This window comes from Nostoc sp. LEGE 06077, from assembly GCF_015207705.1.
Classification (GTDB): domain Bacteria; phylum Cyanobacteriota; class Cyanobacteriia; order Cyanobacteriales; family Nostocaceae; genus Nostoc_B.
Genome location: NZ_JADEWI010000011.1, coordinates 1 through 18,477 on the forward strand (window position 1 = coordinate 1; position 18,477 = coordinate 18,477).

Consider the following 18,477-nt stretch of genomic DNA (forward strand, 5'->3'; position numbering starts at 1 on the left):
GAGTAGGGGGAAGCAGGGGGGCAGAGGGCCAGAGGAGCAGGGGTGAACATAACAAATAACTATTGACTATTAACAAAATTATGTCTTTCGTACCTTTACATATTCACAGTGATTACAGTTTGCTGGATGGGGCGAGTCAGCTACCAGACTTGATTGATAGTGCGATCTCACTGGGGATAAAAGCGATCGCAGTTACCGATCATGGTGTCATGTATGGTGCTGTGGAACTGCTGAAAATTTGCCGCAGCAAAAATGTTAAGCCAATTATTGGCAACGAAATGTATATCATTAACGGTGATATTACAAAACAAGAACGTCGTCCCAAATATCATCAAGTTGTTTTAGCTAAAAATAATCAAGGATATAAACATTTAGTTAAATTAACTACTATTTCTCACCTCCAAGGTGTCCAAGGTAAAGGTATTTTTTCTCGTCCTTGTATTAATAAAGAATTACTCAAACAATATCATGAAGGTTTAATTGTCACTAGTGCTTGTTTAGGGGGTGAAATTCCCCAAGCAATTCTTAGTAATAGACCTGATGCAGCGCGGAAAGTTGCTCAGTGGTATAAAGATGTATTTGGTGATGATTTTTATTTAGAAATTCAAGACCACGGCTCTCAAGAAGACCGGATTGTTAATGTTGAAATTATCAAAATTGCGCGGGAATTAAATATTAAGTTTGTCGCCACTAACGACTCTCATTTTGTTTCTTGTTTTGATGTCGAAGCCCACGACGCTTTGCTGTGTATTCAAACCGGTAAGCTAATTGTCGAAGAAAACCGGATGCGTTATAGCGGCACAGAATATCTCAAATCTGCTGATGAGATGAGAATGCTATTTCGTGACCATTTACCCGATGATGTGATTGAGGAAGCGATCGCCACTACCGAAGAAGTCGCGGATAAAGTCGAGCCTTACCAAATTATGGGTGAGCCGCGCATTCCCAATTATCCCATTCCTTCCGGTCACACTGCTGATACTTACGTCGAAGAAGTTGCATGGAATGGACTGTTAGATAAATTAAACCGCAAATCTCGCGCTGAAGTCGAACTAGTCTATAAAGAAAGATTAGAATATGAATTAAAAATGCTTCAGCAAATGGGTTTTTCTACCTACTTTTTAGTTGTGTGGGACTACATCAAATTTGCTAGAGATAATAATATTCCTGTAGGGCCAGGGCGAGGTTCGGCGGCTGGTTCATTGGTAGCTTACACAATGGGAATTACTAACATTGACCCCGTACATCATGGCTTACTATTTGAGCGTTTCTTGAACCCAGAACGTAAATCCATGCCGGATATTGATACAGATTTTTGTATTGAACAACGAGATAAAGTTATTGATTATGTTACTCAAAAATACGGCACAGATAGAGTAGCTCAAATCATTACCTTTAACCGTTTAACTTCAAAAGCTGTATTAAAAGATGTCGCCAGAGTGTTGAATATTCCCTATGGGGAATCAGACAAAATGGCGAAATTAATTCCTGTGGTACGAGGGAAACCAACAAAACTCAAGGTGATGATTTCTGATGATACCCCCGAACCAGAGTTTAAAGAAAAATATGATAATGACCCGACAGTCCGCCGTTGGCTTGATATGGCAATGCGGATTGAAGGAACTAACAAAACCTTCGGTGTTCACGCCGCTGGGGTGGTAATTTCTGCTGACCCTCTTGATGAAATTGTGCCTCTACAACGCAATAATGACGGTTCAGTTATTACCCAATATTTCATGGAAGATTTGGAATCAATGGGTTTGTTAAAAATGGACTTCTTAGGTTTAAGAAACCTAACCATGATTCAAAAAACCATTGATTTAATTGAAAAAAGCAAAGGCTATAGAGTTGACCCTTACGAAATAACTAATCAAGAAAGAAAAGCGCAAAAGATTTTAGCCAAAGGTGAACATAAAACCCTGCCCAAAGATGTGCAGAAAACTTATGCATTACTAGAATCTGGAGAATTAGAAGGTATATTTCAATTAGAATCATCGGGGATGAAGCAGATAGTCCGAGATTTGAAACCTTCTAATATTGAAGATATATCTTCAATTCTCGCATTATACAGACCAGGCCCGTTAGATGCAGGCTTGATTCCTAAATTTATTAACCGCAAACATGGAAGGGAAAATATTGATTATGAAAGCCAGCTTTTAGAGCCAATATTAAATGAAACCTACGGAATCATGGTTTATCAAGAGCAAATTATGAAAATTGCTCAAGATATGGCTGGTTATTCATTAGGACAAGCTGATTTACTGCGCCGCGCAATGGGGAAAAAGAAAGTTTCCGAAATGCAGAAGCAGCAGGAAAAATTCATTGATGGTTCAACAAAGAACGGCGTGAGAAAACAAGTAGCAGAAAAGCTATTTGATGATATGTTGAAATTCGCTGAATATTGCCTCAGCTACGACACCCAAGTATTAACAGTTGAATATGGCTTAGTACCAATTGGCGAAATTGTCGAAAAACAGCTTGAATGCAACGTCTTCAGCGTTGATAGTTATGGTCATGTATATACGCAGGCGATCGCTCAATGGCATAATCGAGGACAGCAAGAAGTATTCGAGTATGGTTTAGAGGACGGTTCCGTCATTCGCGCCACTAAAGACCATAAATTTATGACCATCGATGGTCAAATGTTACCCATTAATGAAATATTTGAGCGCGAGTTAGATTTACTCCAAGTTCAAGGTTTACCAGCGTAAGCATCTCAGGTTTATGAGTTGGCAAAATATTAGATTTGCTGAGATTCAAAGTATTGAAAAAGTAGTTGCGGAATTTTATGTATCATGTGTGAAGTATATTCCCAACATCTACTTTAGAGTGAAAATTACTGAGGATATTTATGGTAAGTATTCAGGACGCGTGAATCTTGCTATTAAAAACTCTAGAGATGATTCTCCTGAATGGGTTGGCGGAACAGGAGAATCAATTGATGAAGCACTAGAAAATTCCATCAAAAATTTGATAGACTCTATCGAGTCTTATGGAAAAGATATCAACTTTTTGAGAGATGAAGATTTTGAATGGTCATCTCATGAAGACTTTTAATATCACTTCCGCAAACTGGGTTTTTGGTGCGTTAGGACTAATTTCTATAACGCACCCTGCTAGAGTTAAACTCAAAAGTACTTAAAAGTCATCATCATAATTTTTCATGGCTTTGGGGTCAGGCGCAAAAGCCAACCACAAAGGAAATTGCAATATTCCTAAACTGATTTGCTCTTCGGAATCGTCAATGATGATTAAAGGTAGTTGATTAGCTTTCACCAAACGTTCGGCTTTTTGCGCTAAAGCGTCTGGCGCTTCAAATAATACAACTCCCCGGTCAGGGCCAAAATCTGGGCGACCAATACCTAAACAATCTTGCAAACCTCGCCGCCACTCACCCAAGCGTTCTGGTGTATTGGCTAAAACCAGAGTACGGACGCGATCGCCATACAATTTATGTAGTATCGAAATAATCGCTGAAGCAATCAACGTATTTTGCAAACGGCTACCCATTGTCCGCAAAGCACCCCGTCCCCCTTGTCCGAAAAACCAATTTGAGACTCGCTCTGCATGAACTGGTTCAAAGGTGCGGCGTAGTTGCCAAGCAGGGCCATAATAATCCGGTTTGTTGCGATATTGATCAATTAGGCGGCGGACTTGCTTACTAGTCTCTTGAAACTGCTGCTGGGCAAATTGTGGGTTAATTGCTTCTGGTTCGGCGGTTTTAGCTTCTTTAACAGCTGGCTTTTCTCGTTCTCTAACTTCTGGTAATAGTTGTAATTGCTCGGCGGCGGCGGCTAAATCTTGTAAGCTACCAGTGAGATAATCTTTAAAACCTTGGACACGAATTGCTAAATCTTGTGATGCGCCTGCAAACGTAGTCCGCATTTCATTACGGATGCGTTCTTGACGGCGTTCTAACTGTTCTATAGAAATTTGTAGTGTTTGTTTGCGTTGTTCTAATTGTCCCAATGAGTCTTGAACAATGCGTCCTAGTGCGCTTTGAGTATCACTTAATTGTGTTTGCAGCGTATTATAAGTTACTTGCAAAGTAGCAATTTCGGCTTTGAGTGCGGCTTCAGTTTCTTGCAACTGAGTTAACCTTTGCTCTGCTTCGGCGTATAAGGAATTATTTTCTAACCCTAATGCAGTTGTGTTATTTACTAATGGAACCTCAGCAGCTGGCTCATCTATCAAACTCAGCAATTCTGAATTTACATCGCTCGGTTCTGTGTCAACTGCTGAAACTGGCGCTTCTGGTTCCAGAACTGACTCTAAAGATGAGTTTTCTGGGTGTTCTGTTTCTGGATTTTCTGGTTGTATTTGCTCCAACCACTCATCTATTGGTTCTGGAGTTTGAGATGCATCAGGGTTCATAAACGATAGTGTAATTTTTAGACGCGAATAAATTTTTGGTTACTTGTCATTCGTCATTTGTCATTTGTCATTCGTCCGTTGTATTATTCAAAGCTCTTAACTATTGACCATTGACTATTGACCATTGACTCAGACTTAAATTCGGGGACAACGTTCTTCCAAACAAGCTTTTAGGGTGTTGGGGTCGAACAAAATTGGTAAAAAGTGAATACTGTTAATTTCTTTAAAATAAAACAGAACTGGAAACCCATTCCAGAAAATTCGCCAGTTTTGCCATTCTCGGTAAGGAAAACGCCGAATTAACTTTTCACCTCTGTAAATATCTAAGTCGCTGGCGGTAAATTGCAAGCGTAATGTTACAGTTTGAAACAAAAGAAATAAGCCAAAAAGTGCGATCGCTCCTCCCACCAAAGGTTGCACAATCACTATGGGAATCCCTGTAATCACCAACACAACAGGGATATTGTAACTAGGTTTGAGTTCCACTGTTGCTACGGAATTAGGCGCAAATGAACTGGTCACTGTTTCAAATCCTGTTTCGTTAGTAGACATCTTTTCTATTTTAGGTGTTAACAGTTTTCTCTGAGCAGACAACACGGGCTAAACGCCCCGCTACCGCTCTAAGCGCAGCCATGCCCGCAGGGCTTTACAGCACTCAGCACTTTTAAAACCCTTGGACAAATGCACTACCTGCGCCTTGAAACATTAACCACGACAAAAAGAAATTGCTAATAAAGATCAGTAGCAAAGCAGTAACTACGGCGGTTGTCGTTGATTGTCCTACACCTTTAGCGCCGCCTGTGGTTGTCAAGCCCCAACTGCAACCAATAACAGCAATTAACAAACCAAAACACACTGCTTTAAACAAGGCACTACAAATATCCCAAGTGTCTAGTAGGTTGCGGGCGGAGTCTAAAAATACTGTATCTGCTAGTCCGTATATATGAGTGGCAATTAATAATCCGCCAAACATCCCTGTTACTAACGACAGGAGAGTTAAAATTGGCAGCATGAAGCAACAAGCAATCATCCTGGGAATGACTAGATAATCGATGGGGTCTGTTTTGAGGATCAAAAGCGCATCAATTTGTTCTGTAACCTTCATCGTCCCGATTTCTGCGGCAAAAGCAGACCCCACTCGCCCGGCTAAAATAACTGCTGTGAGTACAGGTGAAAGTTCTCTTGTTAACGCCACCGCCAGCACGCCACCGACGAGATTACCTGCACCAAAGTTAATAAACTCTCGCGCTACTTGGATAGTAAACACAGCACCAACAAAAATTGCCGTTAACAGCGCAATAAACAAAGAGTCTGGCCCTACGGCGGCCATTTGTTCTAAAGTATTCCGCCAATGAATTTTGCCCCGCAGCAGGTGAACTATCACTTGTCCCCCCAGAAAAATCGCTGCCAGCAAGCGCTGACCCCATGCTGCTAAACTGGAATTAGATGTAATCTGGCTCAATGTTCTGTAGCTAACTCGGTAATTGCCTTAAGAATAGCGAAAGTTCATGGTCAATAGTCAATAGTCAATGGTCATTTGTCACTAGGCAGTAAGCTGGATACTCCAGGATGAATTTCATACTCCCCACTTCACACTTGAGATTTTTGTCACTGGTTTACGTTAACTTACTTTAAAGTTACTCTCATAAAGTAACGCTTGATCTATACATATTGTGATGTGTGCTATTTAATATATATAAGCTCAAAGCCTTAATCAGTAATCCTTCCATCACTTCACAGGCTGATTTTTCCGTGATGCAGCTTGTGTAGTTATTGTCTGTTTTTTTAATGAAAACTTAAGATTTTTGACATATTGGCCTCTAGGTGGCGATCGCTCGTATTGTAGAAGATGACAGATAGTTAGTTGGCTGTTGTGCGTTGTCTTCCTGGAGGTTGTCTTTCATGACTTTTTTGACAAACTTTCTCCGTTCCCTATTAGTCACGATTATTTTTAGCTTTGTTGCGCCGATATTTTTAGTTGGCGGCATATTGTTGCTATTAGCAGTGATCGGTTATATGCCAGGATTACAAGCCTTAACAGAAGCCAGCGCTACAGGTATATTACATTTTCTTGCAATTTTTGGTAGCGGTACACCTCTACGGGGACTGGTAACTATTGGTTTGACTTGGAGTTTTGTTGGTGCGTTGTTTGACACTTATGCGTATTACCGATGTCAGATTCTACGCATCGATTCTTGAATAAATTATGCGATCGCCAGGTTTTGATCGGCTAGTAAAAAGTAGAAAACGCATTTATAGTCAGCATTTGAGAATTCCCCCAAAATCAGATATGGGTTTGGGATGATAAATTAATATTGTTAAATTAAATACCCAATTATTCATAGCCATCCTCAGAGGTTGGCAAAATTTAGTAACTGTAACAGCAGAATTTATCTAAAAAATTTGAGATAGTCTACATCCAGCGCCAGGTAACTGCCAGCAGTCTAATCGGTGTCTGCTATAAAATGCTTGAATAGCAGAATGCCCATTCAATTTAATCTCTGGGCATTTTATAGTGAGATTATATACGAGGTTTTTTGACTGCTCATGGTTTGGCCGTTTAAATCCAAGTTTCGTAAACAAATTGCGCGGATTGAAATTACTGGTGCGATCGCAAGTGCTACTCGCAAACGTGTATTAGAATCCCTTAAAACCGTAGAAGAAAAGAAATTTCCTGCTTTACTTTTACGCATCGATAGTCCTGGGGGAACAGTTGGCGATTCCCAAGAGATTTACAGCGCTCTCAAGCGGCTACGTGACAAAATCAAAATTGTCGCTAGTTTTGGTAATATTTCTGCCTCTGGTGGAGTCTACATCGGGATGGGAGCCGAACACATCATGGCTAACCCCGGAACCATCACCGGAAGCATTGGTGTAATTCTGCGGGGAAATAACCTAGAACGCTTGCTGGAAAAAATCGGTGTTTCCTTCAAAGTTATTAAGTCAGGCCCTTACAAAGACATATTGGCATTTGATCGAGAATTAACTGAACCAGAACAACACATTCTGCAAGAGTTGATTGACACAAGCTACCAACAGTTTGTCCAAACCGTAGCCGATGGTCGTTCTTTAGCTGTAGAGACTGTCAAAAGTTTCGCCGATGGCCGGATTTTTACTGGGCAACAGGCTCTAGAATTGGGTGTTGTAGACCGCCTGGGAACAGAAGAAGATGCTCGTCGCTGGACAGCAGAACTAGTTGGTCTTGACCCCGAAAAAACCCAATGTTTTACTCTCGAAGAACCAAAACCTTTGTTAAGTCGCATTCTACCGGGGAGTCGTCAGGTTTCATCAAGATTGGGTGCAGGTGTTGACTGGCTAGAATTTGAAATGTCTACCAGTGGTCTGCCATTGTGGTTATATCGACCATAAATCTCATTGGTCATTGGTCATCGGTTATTAGTCATTGGCTAATGACTGTTGACTGTTAACTGTTAACTGAATTAAGGAGGATTTTTGGCGTGGAGTGGCAAATGCGAGCGATTCGTGGAGCAACAACAGTTGCAGAAAATACAATTGAAGCAATGCGAGAAGCAGTTATAGAACTGCTAGATGAACTAGAACAACGCAATAAAATTCAACCCCAGGATATGATTAGCGTGACGTTCTCTGTCACCCGCGATTTAGATGCGATTTTTCCGGCAGCGATCGCCCGCGCGCGTTCTGGGTGGGATAATGTACCTATGTTAGATGTACAGCAAATGCATGTTGAGGGCAGTTTACAACGTTGTATCCGCTTCTTAATTCACGCTTATCTGCCAACCTCTACCCCCATTCATCATATATATTTGCGCCACGCTTCTAACTTACGTCCCGACTGGAGTCTCCCCCAGTCTTTACAAACATCACAACCAGCAATTGAGTCCAAAGTTTAAAATACCTACGTATAAAGAAAGCATCAAGTCAAAAATTTCCACTAAAAGACAAAATATGCAAAATTCCCTTGGCTGTTTGTAAAAAAGCCACCTAATCTGCACGTATTGGTTCTTAACTTAATTCTGTTTTCAGTACTTTAACTTTTGTTGGTTCTTCAGCAAGTAATCAATTCACAAATTCTGCTGGATATTTTTCTGCCAAAGCTCATAATTTACACCGCAGTAACTAACAAAACGTGAACTTCTTCTCCTGGTGTAATTAATGTTTGACCTACAGGTAAAACGGCTAAGGCATTGGTTTGAGCTAAGTTAATTAAATTACCAGAATTATGAGTACCGCCAGCTTTGTGAAATTCGTAAACACCGTTAACTAAATTTAAGCGACCCCAAATATAAGTTTCGCGTTTGCCATTGGTGCGTAATTCATCATGCGATCGCACCTTAATAAATTTTGCCTCCCAACCTTCAGCAAGTCCAGATAGTTTTTTAATTGCTGGTTGTACAAACCGCCAAAAAGTTACCAAAGCCGAAACAGGATTTCCTGGTAAACCAAAGTAAATTGCTGAATCTTGATTCGGAAAATTCGCCACAGTTAAAGGTTTTCCGGGTGTCATTTCTACAGCCCGAATCTGAATTTCTGCTCCTAAAGTTTCGAGAATTTTATCAACATAATCATATTCACCAACAGAAACCCCACCAGAAGAAAGCACAATATCCGCATTAGCTATGGCGTAAGCAATTGTTTCTTGTAAAGCAACTGGATTATCTTTAACAATGCCTAATAATATAGGTTCCGCCCCACTTTCTCTGACTAAAGTTGCCAAGGCATAATTATTAGAATCGACAATTTGACCGGGTTGTAGTAGTGTATCTGGTGTCACCAATTCATCGCCAGTAGAAAAAATCGCTACTCGCTGACGGCGGTAAACTTTGACTTGGGGACACTGGGCTGCGGCTAATACAGCAATTTCCGCCGCCTTTAATTTAATTCCGGCTGGTAAAAGTTGGGTTCCAGCTTGATAGTAAGATGCTTTACGGCGGATAAACTCTTGTGGTTTGGGTGCGGCTTGAATAAACACGCGATTTTCCTCGCGGCTTGTCCTCTCTTGCATCACTACGGTATCTGCACCCTCTGGAATCACCGCACCAGTAAAAATTCTCGCTGCTTGTCCTGGTTGAATTGTCGATTTAGGTTGATATCCCGCCGGAATTTCCTCAATAATTTCTAAGATAGCTGGTTTTTCAGCATTAGCTTGCTGTAAATCTGCATAACGGACTGCATAGCCATCCATTGCGGAGTTATCCCAATGGGGAAAATCTAGCTGGCTGGTGATGGGGTTTGCCAGAATGCGATCGCTTGCTGCCAATAAATCTACAATTTCTATATCCTGCTGATCATCTAACGGTTTGACTAAATTTAAAATAATTACTTCTGCATCCTTGACCGATAACATAACATCTAACCCAGTTTTATTAAAAAATATTGACTTTATCAGTGTTCATTTGCTGTTTTGGCAATTTGATAATTACTGATTGCTTCTCCCGTAATTTCTGCATAAAGTACATCGGGGTCAAAATCTGCACTATTTTCCCAGTAAATAGTTCCCCACTCAGAATTTATTTTCACTTGTTGGAAATAGTTAATATCTTTTAGTGGCGCAAAAATCCCTGTAAAAGAAATTAATTTACTAATATCAATAATTCCTTGTTTATTATCTTCAAATTTGATGTACAGTTGATAACCTTCTTTTGGTTCGACTGCAATAATATCTTTTAGCATGGCTTATTCCAGTGGTTCAATTTTTTCTAGAGGACTATTGAGTCTAGCTTTTTCCCAGTTATCCATCAATTATGCTTTATGTAAATTCGCCCATTCCAGTACAAGTGCTAATACTCTGGAAGATAGTTTACCTTCTAATATAGATAAAGTTTCAATATCAATAATTGCTTTTTGTTGATTATAACGAACATGGAAATGTGGCGGTGGATGGTCGTTATAATACATGGTAATAATAATTCCTAGAAAACGGCTAATTTCTGGCATTAGAACAATAGTAAGATGAAGTTTTATGTTTACAGGATTTACGCAAAAAACTCTCAAACTCTCATTTCTCTGTGACCTCTGTGTCTGGAGTGGTTAGATTTTCCGTAGCCTCTGCATAAGTCCTGATTTAGTTGGTGTGACTTTGGGCTTTTGCAGCAAAGCAAACACCTCAGATGTCACCTTAATATTAAAAATAGAAGCATAGATTATTTCCCAACCTCTAAATAAAAATACTTATTTTATATGACTATCGAAAGGATTCCGCAAAAACACTATCCCAAAGCTGAGATTTGGCGGCGCGGTATGGCTTTGGGACTGGATTTTTTGGGTGCTTGGTTAATCAGTTCGTTATTTGGTAGTAATAGTTTCGGTATTCAATTCGTTCAAATTTTAGTTTTTATCTTTTGTTGGCTGATTTTGCGGGTAGTAGTGGTATTTAACAATCGAGGGCAAAGTTTAGGACGCTGGGCTTTTGACTTGAAAATCTTAGAAGTGGAAAATGGCCAAGTCGTGGGGAGAATTCCTCAGTTGCTGGCACTGGTGAAGCGAGAAGCTATAATTGGCTTTGGTGCTTTGTTGGTCTCGATCGCCCTTGGCAACATTCGAGCTAATCCCACTGCTATACTGCTATTGCTTCCTCTGGCAATAGACTGTGGTGCAGCTTTCTCTGATACCCAGTTGCGACAAGCGTTGCATGACCGTTACGCTAGAACGTTCATAGTTTCGTCGCGGCGGGGCTACTCGCTTGATTTAAAAATTAAGCGTTTAGTTGATACTTTGCAACGAAATGTGCGAAGATAGTCATTTGTGTAAATTTCTCTTCAGGCTTTACTGTTTGTAAGATTATGGCTAAGAGTAAAGGTGCTCGCATTATCGTGACACTAGAATGTACCGAATGTCGTAGTAATCCAGACAAGCGTTCTCCTGGTGTGTCCCGGTATACCACCATGAAGAACCGTCGTAATACGACTAACCGTTTAGAACTGAGCAAGTTCTGTACCCACTGCAACAAACATACCGTTCACAAGGAAATCAAGTAAAGATGAGTTACTATCGCCGTCGTCTGTCTCCCATTAAGCCAGGAGAACCAATCGATTACAAAGATGTTGATTTATTGCGGAAGTTTATTACCGAACGGGGCAAAATATTACCTCGGCGGATTACTGGGCTGACTTGTCAGCAACAGCGAGAGTTAACATTAGCAATTAAACGATCGCGGATTGTGGCATTGTTGCCATTCATCAACGCTGAAGGCTAAATCAATTTTAAAATTAGGATTTTAGATTTTGGATTAATTAAGAAAAGCTTTGTCTTTCTGAGTCCAAAATCTCAAATCTGAAATAATAAAGTGTAAAATTGGTTGCTACATAAAAATTCTGGGATTTAAAAATTATTAAATCCAACATCTAATATCTAAAATTATAAGAGTGCGAGAGTTGTGGAGAAGGGGACGCTAGTTGAATTTAGGGTTCAAGGCGATCGCCGTCTGGGTGTAGTAGATCGCCCAGATGGTAAGACCCGTTGGTTTGTGGTAGATGAACGTGGTCAATCCCACAGCCTCGCGCCGAGACAAATTACTTATACAGTTAACGGACAAACTTACAAGTCCTCAGAAATCGCCAAATTTCTAGATGAAGTCAAGCCATATTTAGACCCATCTAGCTTAGAAGTGGCGTGGGAATTATTGGTGGAAGATGGGGAAACCGTTACACCATCGCAAATGGCAAATCTGCTGTTTTCCGCATCAGACCCAACCCCTTGTTATGCAGCCCATTGCTTGTTATCAGATGACAAACTCTACTTCAAGCAAAAAGCTGATGCTTATGAACCGCGCACAACGGCTCAAGTCGCAGAACGTAAGCACCAAATAGAAGTAGAAACTCTCAAAGCCAAGGGACAGCAGGAATTTTTAGTCCGGGTAGAAGAAGCACTCAAAGGTGAGGCGGTAGAATGGCAAAGACATGACCGCCATCGCCTAGAAGCATTAGAAAAATACGCAGCCTTAATGGCTGATATTGTGCGGGAGGGAGTAAAATATGATGCCCTAGCTAGGGCTTACCCTCCTCCAGCACCAGTCTTAGAAACGATGAATATGCTGGGGCGGCCTGCAACCCCCCAAGGAGCTTTTCAATTATTAATAGACCTGGGCTGGTGGAGTCCATATGAGAACTTGTTCCTGCGTCGTTCGTCAATTCCAGTTCAGTTTCCTAGCAAGGTATTAGAAGTGGCGCAACAGCGTTTGGATTCCCCAACCACAGACTTAGATGTAAATCGCCTAGATTTGACCCATCTGAAAGTTTACACAATTGATGATGAAAGTACGACTGAGATAGATGATGGTCTGAGTTGGGAATCCTTGACCGATGGTAGGGAAAGATTGTGGGTACATATTGCTGACCCAACACGCTGGTTAGAGCCAGAAGATGATTTAGACTTAGAAGCCAGAAAGCGCGGAAGTACCGTTTATTTGCCGACAGGGATGGTTCCCATGTTCCCGGAAATCTTGGCAACTGGGCCAATGAGTCTGGTACAGGGGAGAATTTGTTGCGCCCTGAGTTTTGGAATTATTTTAGATAGTACCGGAGCAGTAGAAGATTACAGCATTCATGCCAGCTTAATTAAACCAACTTATCGCCTTACCTATGAAGATGTGGATGAGATGGTGCAAATAGGCGTGCAAGCTGAACCAGAAATTGAAGCGATCGCTAATTGGGCAAAAAAGCGAAAATCTTGGCGCTACAACCAAGGAGCCATCAGCATTAATATGCCAGAGGCGATGATTAAAGTTAAAGGCGATGAGATCAGCATTGATATTTTAGATGATTCCTCATCGCGGCAACTGGTGGCAGAAATGATGATTCTTGCTGGTGAAGTAGCCGCCCGTTACGGTAAAACTCATAACATACCCTTGCCCTTTCGCGGTCAGCCACAGCCAGAATTACCCCCAGAAGAAGAATTAATTCAATTACCAGCCGGGTTCGTCCGTGCTTGTGCGATGCGGCGGTGTATGCCCAAAAGCGAAATGAGCATCACTCCTTTACGCCACGCAGGTTTGGGTTTAGATACCTATACTCAAGCAACTTCTCCCATCCGCCGCTACAGTGATTTACTCACCCATTTTCAACTCAAAGCCCACTTGCGGGGTGAAGTTTTGCCATTTTCCGCCGACCAACTCAAAGAAGTGATGATGACTGTCTCTAGCATTACCCAAGAAGTAACAATGGTGGAACGCCAAACTAATAGATATTGGGCTTTAGAATATCTCCGCCGTCATCCAGAGCAAATTTGGTCAGTTACCGTTTTAATGTGGCTGCGAGAAGACAGTAACTTAGCACTAATTTTATTAGAAGATTTGGGCTTGCAGTTACCAATGATTTTTAAACGTCCTGCAACATTAGGTGAACAGTTATTAGTAAAAGTGAGCATCGCCGATCCGCAAAAAGACATGATTCAATTTCAGGAAATCATGTATCAAGAAGCTCAGTCTGCGGCTAATTAATTCGCGCTGTCTATAGATAAATTTAGTAGCGATTGACTTAGTTAAAATATAAATGCAAGCTTCTTCGCAGGTATCCTAGTAATGTTCCGCACGACAGTTACTGACACTGGACAAATCACTTTCACCGCAGAAATCCGGGAGTAGGGTCGAATTTGTTATCGATGCAGATGGTCAGGTGAAAAGCTTCTGAGTTAAATAACTGTAAAACAGTGTCCGAAGGTACTCTTGCGACTAACTAAATTTTGATATCTTCCTGATAACAACGAAAATGTTGTCAGGTAGATTAATGACGCGAATTAATGGATTTATTGGTCGCCGTAACTTTTTGAAATTTGCCGGAACAAGTGGTTTAGCGATCGCCGCTACAACTATTGGTGGTAGTTTAACAGGTAGTATCGAGCAAACTGCGATCGCTGATGTTAGTCCAGCTAATTTTAATCCAGTCAACCCTGGTCAAGCTATCAAACTTTTGCTGGATGGAAATCAAAGATTTATCCAATACAAACGTCAATATCCCCATCAATCATTGGCACGTTTACAATTAGTAGCTAAAGCACAGTATCCTTTTGCCGCTATTTTAGGTTGTGCTGACTCCAGAGTTCCAGCGGAAATTATTTTCGACCAAGGACTAGGAGATTTATTTGTGGTACGAGTTGCTGGTAATGTCGCCAGTGATATGGTTATCGGTAGTTTAGAATATACTACAGCCGTATTAGGCACACAACTGATTGTCGTTTTAGGTCATACAAAATGCGGTGCTGTTGCAGCAGCAGGTAAAAATGAACCTCTGCCTGGTAGGATGGGCTATATGGCAGAAAGTATCAAACCTGCATTAACCAACTTAAATTCTCATGATGCCGTCATTGCCAATGTGCAGTATCAGGCGAAAAAATTGCAACAAAGTTCCACCATATTAGGTCAGAGGTTGCAATCAGACAAACTCAAAATTATTGGTGCTTGCTACGATATCGATACTGGCAAAGTTAATCTCATTCCTTAGTTTATAGCTAGATTTAGCAAGCCTATTTAATTTGTGAAAATTGAGACACTTAGAACCCCGGCTTTTGGAAAAAGTCGGGGTTCTTGTAGTTGAAGAATATTTAGGAATATCATAAACCCTACTTATTGCTTCTATACAAAGAAAATCAACCATAGACTAACACCACACTTAACCATATTATTCTTGTATGCAAATTAAGTTCAGTAGAGATACATTACTCTGATATATTTCAGTTGATGATAAAGATTGGAAATTACTAAGTTAAATCAATTAATTTCTCTTTACCTTGATAACGCGATATGCTATGTGGCAATCGCAGTTTCAGGTAACAGGATTTAACTTGATTTTGAAAACAGCAATTTAGGATAAATTTACTTTTGGGAGTGAGGTTGATTAATGAGTAGAACTAATGGATTTGTTGGGCGGCGGAATTTTATTAAATTAGCAGGTATAGGCAGTGTTGCTGTTGGTGCTAGTGCCACTGGTAGTATAATTTGGCAAGGAGAAAAAGCTATTGCCCAAGAACCATCTAAGCCTGAAGCAAAACCTCAAATAGTAGATCCCCAAGAAGCTTTAAAAAGATTAATAGATGGTAACAAAAGATTTATAGAAGATAAACGCATGAATCCAAATCAATCAAAATTGCGTTTACAAGAAATTTCTGCGGGTCAATATCCGTTTGCAGCAATACTAGGCTGTGGAGATTCTAGAGTTCCAGCCGAAATAGTTTTTGATCAGGGATTTGGAGACTTATTTATTGTACGGGTAGCTGGTAATATTGTTAGCCCAGAAGGCATTGGCAGCTTAGAATTTGCCACGGCTGTATTAGGTGCGCCATTAATAGTAGTTTTAGGACATACAAAATGTGGTGCAGTCTCAGCTGCTGTTAAAGGTGATCCACTTCCAGGTAGAATTGGTGCTTTTGTGGAAGAAATAAAACCAGCCGTAGAACTTGTGAGAAATAAACCAGGTAATTTAGAAGATAATTCTGTAATATCTAATGTTCAATACCAGGTAAAAAGGTTAGAAGAAAGCTCAACAATCTTAAGAGGACTGATCAAAGAAAAGAAACTAAAAATTGCTGGTGGTCGTTATGAGATAGCAACAGGAAAAGTTACATTGGTAGCTTGATTTGTTCCGCATCTAGTTAATAAAGAGTGCAAATTTTGATAGGCTCAGATTATAGTCAACTTGAGTTGCTAAGTGAGCATTTTTGCATAACAAAGTGTAGAGACTATTAGGGTGGGCATTGCTCACCCTATTTGTTTAAATAACGTTAAACTAGGACTTATGCTCTGTTATGAGTTAGATATATAGGAATCTGATTTGATTTCTGAACTTACTCGTGAAGGTAGGGAACAGGGAATAGGGAATAGGGAATAGAAACTGTACTGAGTTTTTTCAAATATCAAATATGAGTCCTATAGCAGTCCTAAATCATTTGTGAAATTTCTATATCTGATTCTTCTTTCTTACCTTTGCGTCCTTCTCTACGAGACGCTACGCGAAGGCGTTCTTGGCGGTTCGTTTCCTTATCTATATTTTTTTACGACTCATTTAGGATTGCTATATACTCAATTCATCTAATTACGATCGCCTGATTAGCAGTGTAGTAGAAGTCAAGCAACTTTTAGTCTCGTTTATTGACAAGCAGAATCGGAACTTTTGAATACAGCAGTTATTAATATCCTTCCACAACACATCCAAATTATCCGCAGCCACGCTGAAAACACATACCCCGAAGAATGCTGCGGTATCATCCTTGGTTATCTAGAGAATCAAACAAAAACCGTCATCGAAATTATCCCTACTGAAAATGCCTGGAGTGCTGAGTCAAGCAACTTCGCTCATAACGAAACAGAATACAGCGAAAGACGAAGATATGCGATCGCACCCCAAGTTATGTTACAAGTACAAAAATCTGCCAGGGATAAGTCGTTAAATATTATTGGGATTTATCACTCCCATCCTGACAATCCAGCGATTCCTTCCGAATGCGATCGCCAGTATGCTTGGCCTGCATACTCGTATATAATAGTTTCCGTCCAAAATGGCAAAGCTAATGAACTCCTCAGTTGGAGTCTTGACGACCAGCATCAGTTTCAACTAGAGACAATTGATACTATAAATTTAGCTACTTAAGTTAAATAACGACATCGTTTTTCGATACCATTAATAATTCGCTCGTCCACAGCAAAATTGCTATGTTAAATCCCAACCTGGAAGAAATCCAGCTGACTAAAGACGACTACGAACGTTACTCCCGCCACCTGATTTTGCCAGAAGTGGGGGTAGACGGACAAAAACGCTTAAAATCTGCCAGTGTACTGTGTATTGGTACAGGTGGTTTAGGTGCGCCACTGCTGTTATATTTAGCCGCAGCAGGTGTCGGACGCATTGGTATTGTGGATTTTGATGTTGTTGATACTTCTAACCTGCAACGTCAAGTTATTCACGGTACTTCTTGGGTAGGTAAACCCAAAATTGAATCAGCCAAAGATCGCATTCACGAAATTAACCCCCATTGTCAGGTTGATTTATACGAAACTCGCTTGAGTTCCGAAAACGCCCTCGATATTATTCGTCCTTACGATATCGTTGTGGATGGAACTGATAATTTCCCCACCAGATATCTAGTCAACGATGCTTGTGTGTTGCTAAACAAGCCAAATGTTTACGGTTCCATTTTCCGGTTTGAAGGCCAAGCAACAGTATTTAACTACGAAGGTGGGCCGAACTACCGCGATTTATATCCAGAACCACCACCACCAGGAATGGTTCCCTCTTGTGCAGAAGGTGGCGTGTTGGGGATTTTACCAGGAATTATTGGTGTCATCCAAGCCACAGAAACTGTCAAAATTATTCTTGGCAATGGTAATACTTTAAGCGGCAGGCTGTTACTATACAATGCCTTAGAGATGAAATTCCGGGAATTGAAACTGCGTCCTAACCCAATTCGCCCCGTGATTGAAAAGCTGATAGACTACGAACAATTCTGTGGTATTCCCCAAGCTCAGGCTGAGGACGCAAAACAACAGCAAGAAATTGCCGAAATGACTGTAACAGACTTAAAAGCCTTACTAGATAGCGGTGCAAAAGATTTTGTTCTGTTGGATGTCCGCAACCCTCACGAATACGACATTGCCAAAATTCCTGGTTCGGTTTTAGTCCCATTACCAGATATTGAAAATGGTAATGGTGTAGCTCAAGTGAAAGAAATCCTTAACGGACACCGTTTGATCGCTCATTGTAAGATGGGTGGTCGTTCTGCCAAAGCCCTGAGTATCCTTAAAGACGCAGGGATTACGGGGACAAATGTCAAAGGCGGTATCACCGCTTGGAGTCGAGAAGTTGATCCTTCGGTTCCTGAATATTAATCAACACGGTTATCAATATAGGTCACACATTGCGTTAATAATTATCCACATTTACAGCAGTGGAAATCAGCGGGGAGGTAATATAAGTTACCTCCCTTTTCTCTATTATGAGTATTGCGCGATCGCCTGCACAAGTTTTATGCCTGCAAGTATTGGCGTTAGCCGCATTGATATTGCCCCAACTTCTAACACAGTTTGGTTTTTCCACCTCTTTAGCAGCTAGTTTGCTAGTCATCGAAAATGCCTTAAGTGCGCTGCTAGAACCCTTAATATTTGGACTATCCGATAAATCTCAGCACTTGTGAGGAATT

At 40.7% G+C, this 18,477-nt stretch carries 20 protein-coding genes; 14 read left to right on the top strand and 6 right to left on the bottom strand.

What is annotated here, in order from left to right:
- Window positions 1-80 precede the first annotated feature (80 nt).
- Window positions 81-2,711: a DNA polymerase III subunit alpha gene (locus tag IQ244_RS10115; protein ID WP_193893042.1), complete on the top strand. Its 2,631-nt coding sequence runs from the start codon at window positions 81-83 to the stop codon at window positions 2,709-2,711.
- Between the two features lie 13 nt (window positions 2,712-2,724).
- On the top strand, window positions 2,725-3,057 hold the full coding sequence (locus tag IQ244_RS10120) for a hypothetical protein (protein WP_193893044.1): 333 nt from the start codon (window positions 2,725-2,727) through the stop codon (window positions 3,055-3,057).
- Between the two features lie 81 nt (window positions 3,058-3,138).
- Here IQ244_RS10120 and IQ244_RS10125 read toward each other — a convergent pair whose 3' ends face one another.
- From IQ244_RS10125 to IQ244_RS10135, 3 genes are all read right to left on the bottom strand, one after another.
- Window positions 3,139-4,374 carry a DUF3086 domain-containing protein gene (locus IQ244_RS10125; RefSeq protein WP_193893046.1) on the bottom strand — a complete coding sequence of 412 codons (1,236 nt, stop codon included), beginning with the start codon at window positions 4,372-4,374 and terminating at the stop codon, window positions 3,139-3,141.
- A gap of 135 nt (window positions 4,375-4,509) precedes the next feature.
- Window positions 4,510-4,926, bottom strand: coding sequence for a DUF3119 family protein (locus IQ244_RS10130; RefSeq protein WP_193893048.1), 417 nt, complete (start codon window positions 4,924-4,926; stop codon window positions 4,510-4,512).
- Between the two features lie 112 nt (window positions 4,927-5,038).
- On the bottom strand, window positions 5,039-5,836 hold the full coding sequence (locus IQ244_RS10135; protein WP_193893050.1) for an MlaE family lipid ABC transporter permease subunit: 798 nt from the start codon (window positions 5,834-5,836) through the stop codon (window positions 5,039-5,041).
- A gap of 440 nt (window positions 5,837-6,276) precedes the next feature.
- On the opposite strand from IQ244_RS10135, the gene IQ244_RS10140 reads away from it, so the two are divergent.
- The 3 genes from IQ244_RS10140 to aroH all read left to right on the top strand — a co-directional run bounded on the left by IQ244_RS10140 (window position 6,277) and on the right by aroH (window position 8,246).
- Window positions 6,277-6,573: a hypothetical protein gene (locus IQ244_RS10140; protein WP_193893052.1), complete on the top strand. Its 297-nt coding sequence runs from the start codon at window positions 6,277-6,279 to the stop codon at window positions 6,571-6,573.
- A 348-nt stretch (window positions 6,574-6,921) separates the two neighbouring features.
- Window positions 6,922-7,743 carry a signal peptide peptidase SppA gene (sppA, locus tag IQ244_RS10145; RefSeq protein WP_193893054.1) on the top strand — a complete coding sequence of 274 codons (822 nt, stop codon included), beginning with the start codon at window positions 6,922-6,924 and terminating at the stop codon, window positions 7,741-7,743.
- Between the two features lie 89 nt (window positions 7,744-7,832).
- Window positions 7,833-8,246: a chorismate mutase gene (aroH, locus tag IQ244_RS10150; protein WP_193893057.1), complete on the top strand. Its 414-nt coding sequence runs from the start codon at window positions 7,833-7,835 to the stop codon at window positions 8,244-8,246.
- A gap of 212 nt (window positions 8,247-8,458) precedes the next feature.
- Here the strand turns inward: aroH and glp are convergent, their stop codons facing one another.
- The 3 genes from glp to IQ244_RS10165 all read right to left on the bottom strand — a co-directional run bounded on the left by glp (window position 8,459) and on the right by IQ244_RS10165 (window position 10,290).
- On the bottom strand, window positions 8,459-9,700 hold the full coding sequence (gene glp / locus IQ244_RS10155; protein WP_193893060.1) for a gephyrin-like molybdotransferase Glp: 1,242 nt from the start codon (window positions 9,698-9,700) through the stop codon (window positions 8,459-8,461).
- 38 nt (window positions 9,701-9,738) lie between these two features.
- The gene (locus IQ244_RS10160) at window positions 9,739-10,026 is read right to left on the bottom strand and encodes a DUF2442 domain-containing protein (RefSeq protein WP_193893062.1); all 288 of its coding nucleotides are present in this window, start codon (window positions 10,024-10,026) and stop codon (window positions 9,739-9,741) included.
- A 69-nt stretch (window positions 10,027-10,095) separates the two neighbouring features.
- Complete coding sequence (locus IQ244_RS10165) at window positions 10,096-10,290, bottom strand: DUF4160 domain-containing protein (RefSeq protein WP_228058842.1); 195 nt, start codon at window positions 10,288-10,290, stop codon at window positions 10,096-10,098.
- A 243-nt stretch (window positions 10,291-10,533) separates the two neighbouring features.
- Between IQ244_RS10165 and IQ244_RS10170 the strand changes: the two genes are divergently transcribed.
- The 9 genes from IQ244_RS10170 (at window position 10,534) to IQ244_RS10210 (ending at window position 18,471) form a co-directional block, all read left to right on the top strand.
- The gene (locus IQ244_RS10170; protein ID WP_193893065.1) at window positions 10,534-11,091 is read left to right on the top strand and encodes an RDD family protein; all 558 of its coding nucleotides are present in this window, start codon (window positions 10,534-10,536) and stop codon (window positions 11,089-11,091) included.
- A gap of 44 nt (window positions 11,092-11,135) precedes the next feature.
- Window positions 11,136-11,330, top strand: coding sequence for a 50S ribosomal protein L33 (gene rpmG / locus IQ244_RS10175; RefSeq protein ID WP_015111165.1), 195 nt, complete (start codon window positions 11,136-11,138; stop codon window positions 11,328-11,330).
- A gap of 2 nt (window positions 11,331-11,332) precedes the next feature.
- Window positions 11,333-11,548 carry a 30S ribosomal protein S18 gene (gene rpsR, locus IQ244_RS10180; protein WP_015111164.1) on the top strand — a complete coding sequence of 72 codons (216 nt, stop codon included), beginning with the start codon at window positions 11,333-11,335 and terminating at the stop codon, window positions 11,546-11,548.
- 180 nt (window positions 11,549-11,728) lie between these two features.
- On the top strand, window positions 11,729-13,789 hold the full coding sequence (locus tag IQ244_RS10185; protein ID WP_193893068.1) for a ribonuclease catalytic domain-containing protein: 2,061 nt from the start codon (window positions 11,729-11,731) through the stop codon (window positions 13,787-13,789).
- Between the two features lie 286 nt (window positions 13,790-14,075).
- Window positions 14,076-14,789 carry a carbonic anhydrase gene (locus tag IQ244_RS10190; protein WP_193893071.1) on the top strand — a complete coding sequence of 238 codons (714 nt, stop codon included), beginning with the start codon at window positions 14,076-14,078 and terminating at the stop codon, window positions 14,787-14,789.
- A gap of 396 nt (window positions 14,790-15,185) precedes the next feature.
- Complete coding sequence (locus tag IQ244_RS10195) at window positions 15,186-15,920, top strand: carbonic anhydrase (RefSeq protein ID WP_193893074.1); 735 nt, start codon at window positions 15,186-15,188, stop codon at window positions 15,918-15,920.
- Window positions 15,921-16,454: 534 nt separating this feature from the next.
- Entirely contained in the window at window positions 16,455-16,931 is a 477-nt protein-coding gene (locus IQ244_RS10200) for a Mov34/MPN/PAD-1 family protein (RefSeq protein WP_193893077.1), read from the top strand.
- Window positions 16,932-16,993: 62 nt separating this feature from the next.
- Window positions 16,994-18,166, top strand: a complete 1,173-nt coding sequence (moeB, locus tag IQ244_RS10205; protein WP_193893080.1) for a molybdopterin-synthase adenylyltransferase MoeB — start codon at window positions 16,994-16,996, stop codon at window positions 18,164-18,166.
- Window positions 18,167-18,273: 107 nt separating this feature from the next.
- Window positions 18,274-18,471 carry a hypothetical protein gene (locus IQ244_RS10210; RefSeq protein ID WP_193893083.1) on the top strand — a complete coding sequence of 66 codons (198 nt, stop codon included), beginning with the start codon at window positions 18,274-18,276 and terminating at the stop codon, window positions 18,469-18,471.
- Window positions 18,472-18,477: the final 6 nt, after the last annotated feature.

What these genes read in the sequence shown, in the direction of transcription:
- IQ244_RS10190 (WP_193893071.1), top strand. Translation starts at nt 14,076, where the DNA reads ATGACGCGAATTAATGGATTTATTGGTCGCCGTAACTTTTTGAAATTT.
- IQ244_RS10140 (WP_193893052.1), top strand. Translation starts at nt 6,277, where the DNA reads ATGACTTTTTTGACAAACTTTCTCCGTTCCCTATTAGTCACGATTATT.
- moeB (WP_193893080.1), top strand. Translation starts at nt 16,994, where the DNA reads ATGTTAAATCCCAACCTGGAAGAAATCCAGCTGACTAAAGACGACTAC.
- rpmG (WP_015111165.1), top strand. Translation starts at nt 11,136, where the DNA reads ATGGCTAAGAGTAAAGGTGCTCGCATTATCGTGACACTAGAATGTACC.
- glp (WP_193893060.1), bottom strand. Translation starts at nt 9,700, where the DNA reads ATGTTATCGGTCAAGGATGCAGAAGTAATTATTTTAAATTTAGTCAAA.
- IQ244_RS10125 (WP_193893046.1), bottom strand. Translation starts at nt 4,374, where the DNA reads ATGAACCCTGATGCATCTCAAACTCCAGAACCAATAGATGAGTGGTTG.
- rpsR (WP_015111164.1), top strand. Translation starts at nt 11,333, where the DNA reads ATGAGTTACTATCGCCGTCGTCTGTCTCCCATTAAGCCAGGAGAACCA.
- IQ244_RS10130 (WP_193893048.1), bottom strand. Translation starts at nt 4,926, where the DNA reads ATGTCTACTAACGAAACAGGATTTGAAACAGTGACCAGTTCATTTGCG.
- IQ244_RS10195 (WP_193893074.1), top strand. Translation starts at nt 15,186, where the DNA reads ATGAGTAGAACTAATGGATTTGTTGGGCGGCGGAATTTTATTAAATTA.
- IQ244_RS10165 (WP_228058842.1), bottom strand. Translation starts at nt 10,290, where the DNA reads ATGCCAGAAATTAGCCGTTTTCTAGGAATTATTATTACCATGTATTAT.
- IQ244_RS10170 (WP_193893065.1), top strand. Translation starts at nt 10,534, where the DNA reads ATGACTATCGAAAGGATTCCGCAAAAACACTATCCCAAAGCTGAGATT.
- IQ244_RS10120 (WP_193893044.1), top strand. Translation starts at nt 2,725, where the DNA reads ATGAGTTGGCAAAATATTAGATTTGCTGAGATTCAAAGTATTGAAAAA.
- IQ244_RS10210 (WP_193893083.1), top strand. Translation starts at nt 18,274, where the DNA reads ATGAGTATTGCGCGATCGCCTGCACAAGTTTTATGCCTGCAAGTATTG.
- sppA (WP_193893054.1), top strand. Translation starts at nt 6,922, where the DNA reads ATGGTTTGGCCGTTTAAATCCAAGTTTCGTAAACAAATTGCGCGGATT.
- IQ244_RS10115 (WP_193893042.1), top strand. Translation starts at nt 81, where the DNA reads ATGTCTTTCGTACCTTTACATATTCACAGTGATTACAGTTTGCTGGAT.
- IQ244_RS10160 (WP_193893062.1), bottom strand. Translation starts at nt 10,026, where the DNA reads ATGCTAAAAGATATTATTGCAGTCGAACCAAAAGAAGGTTATCAACTG.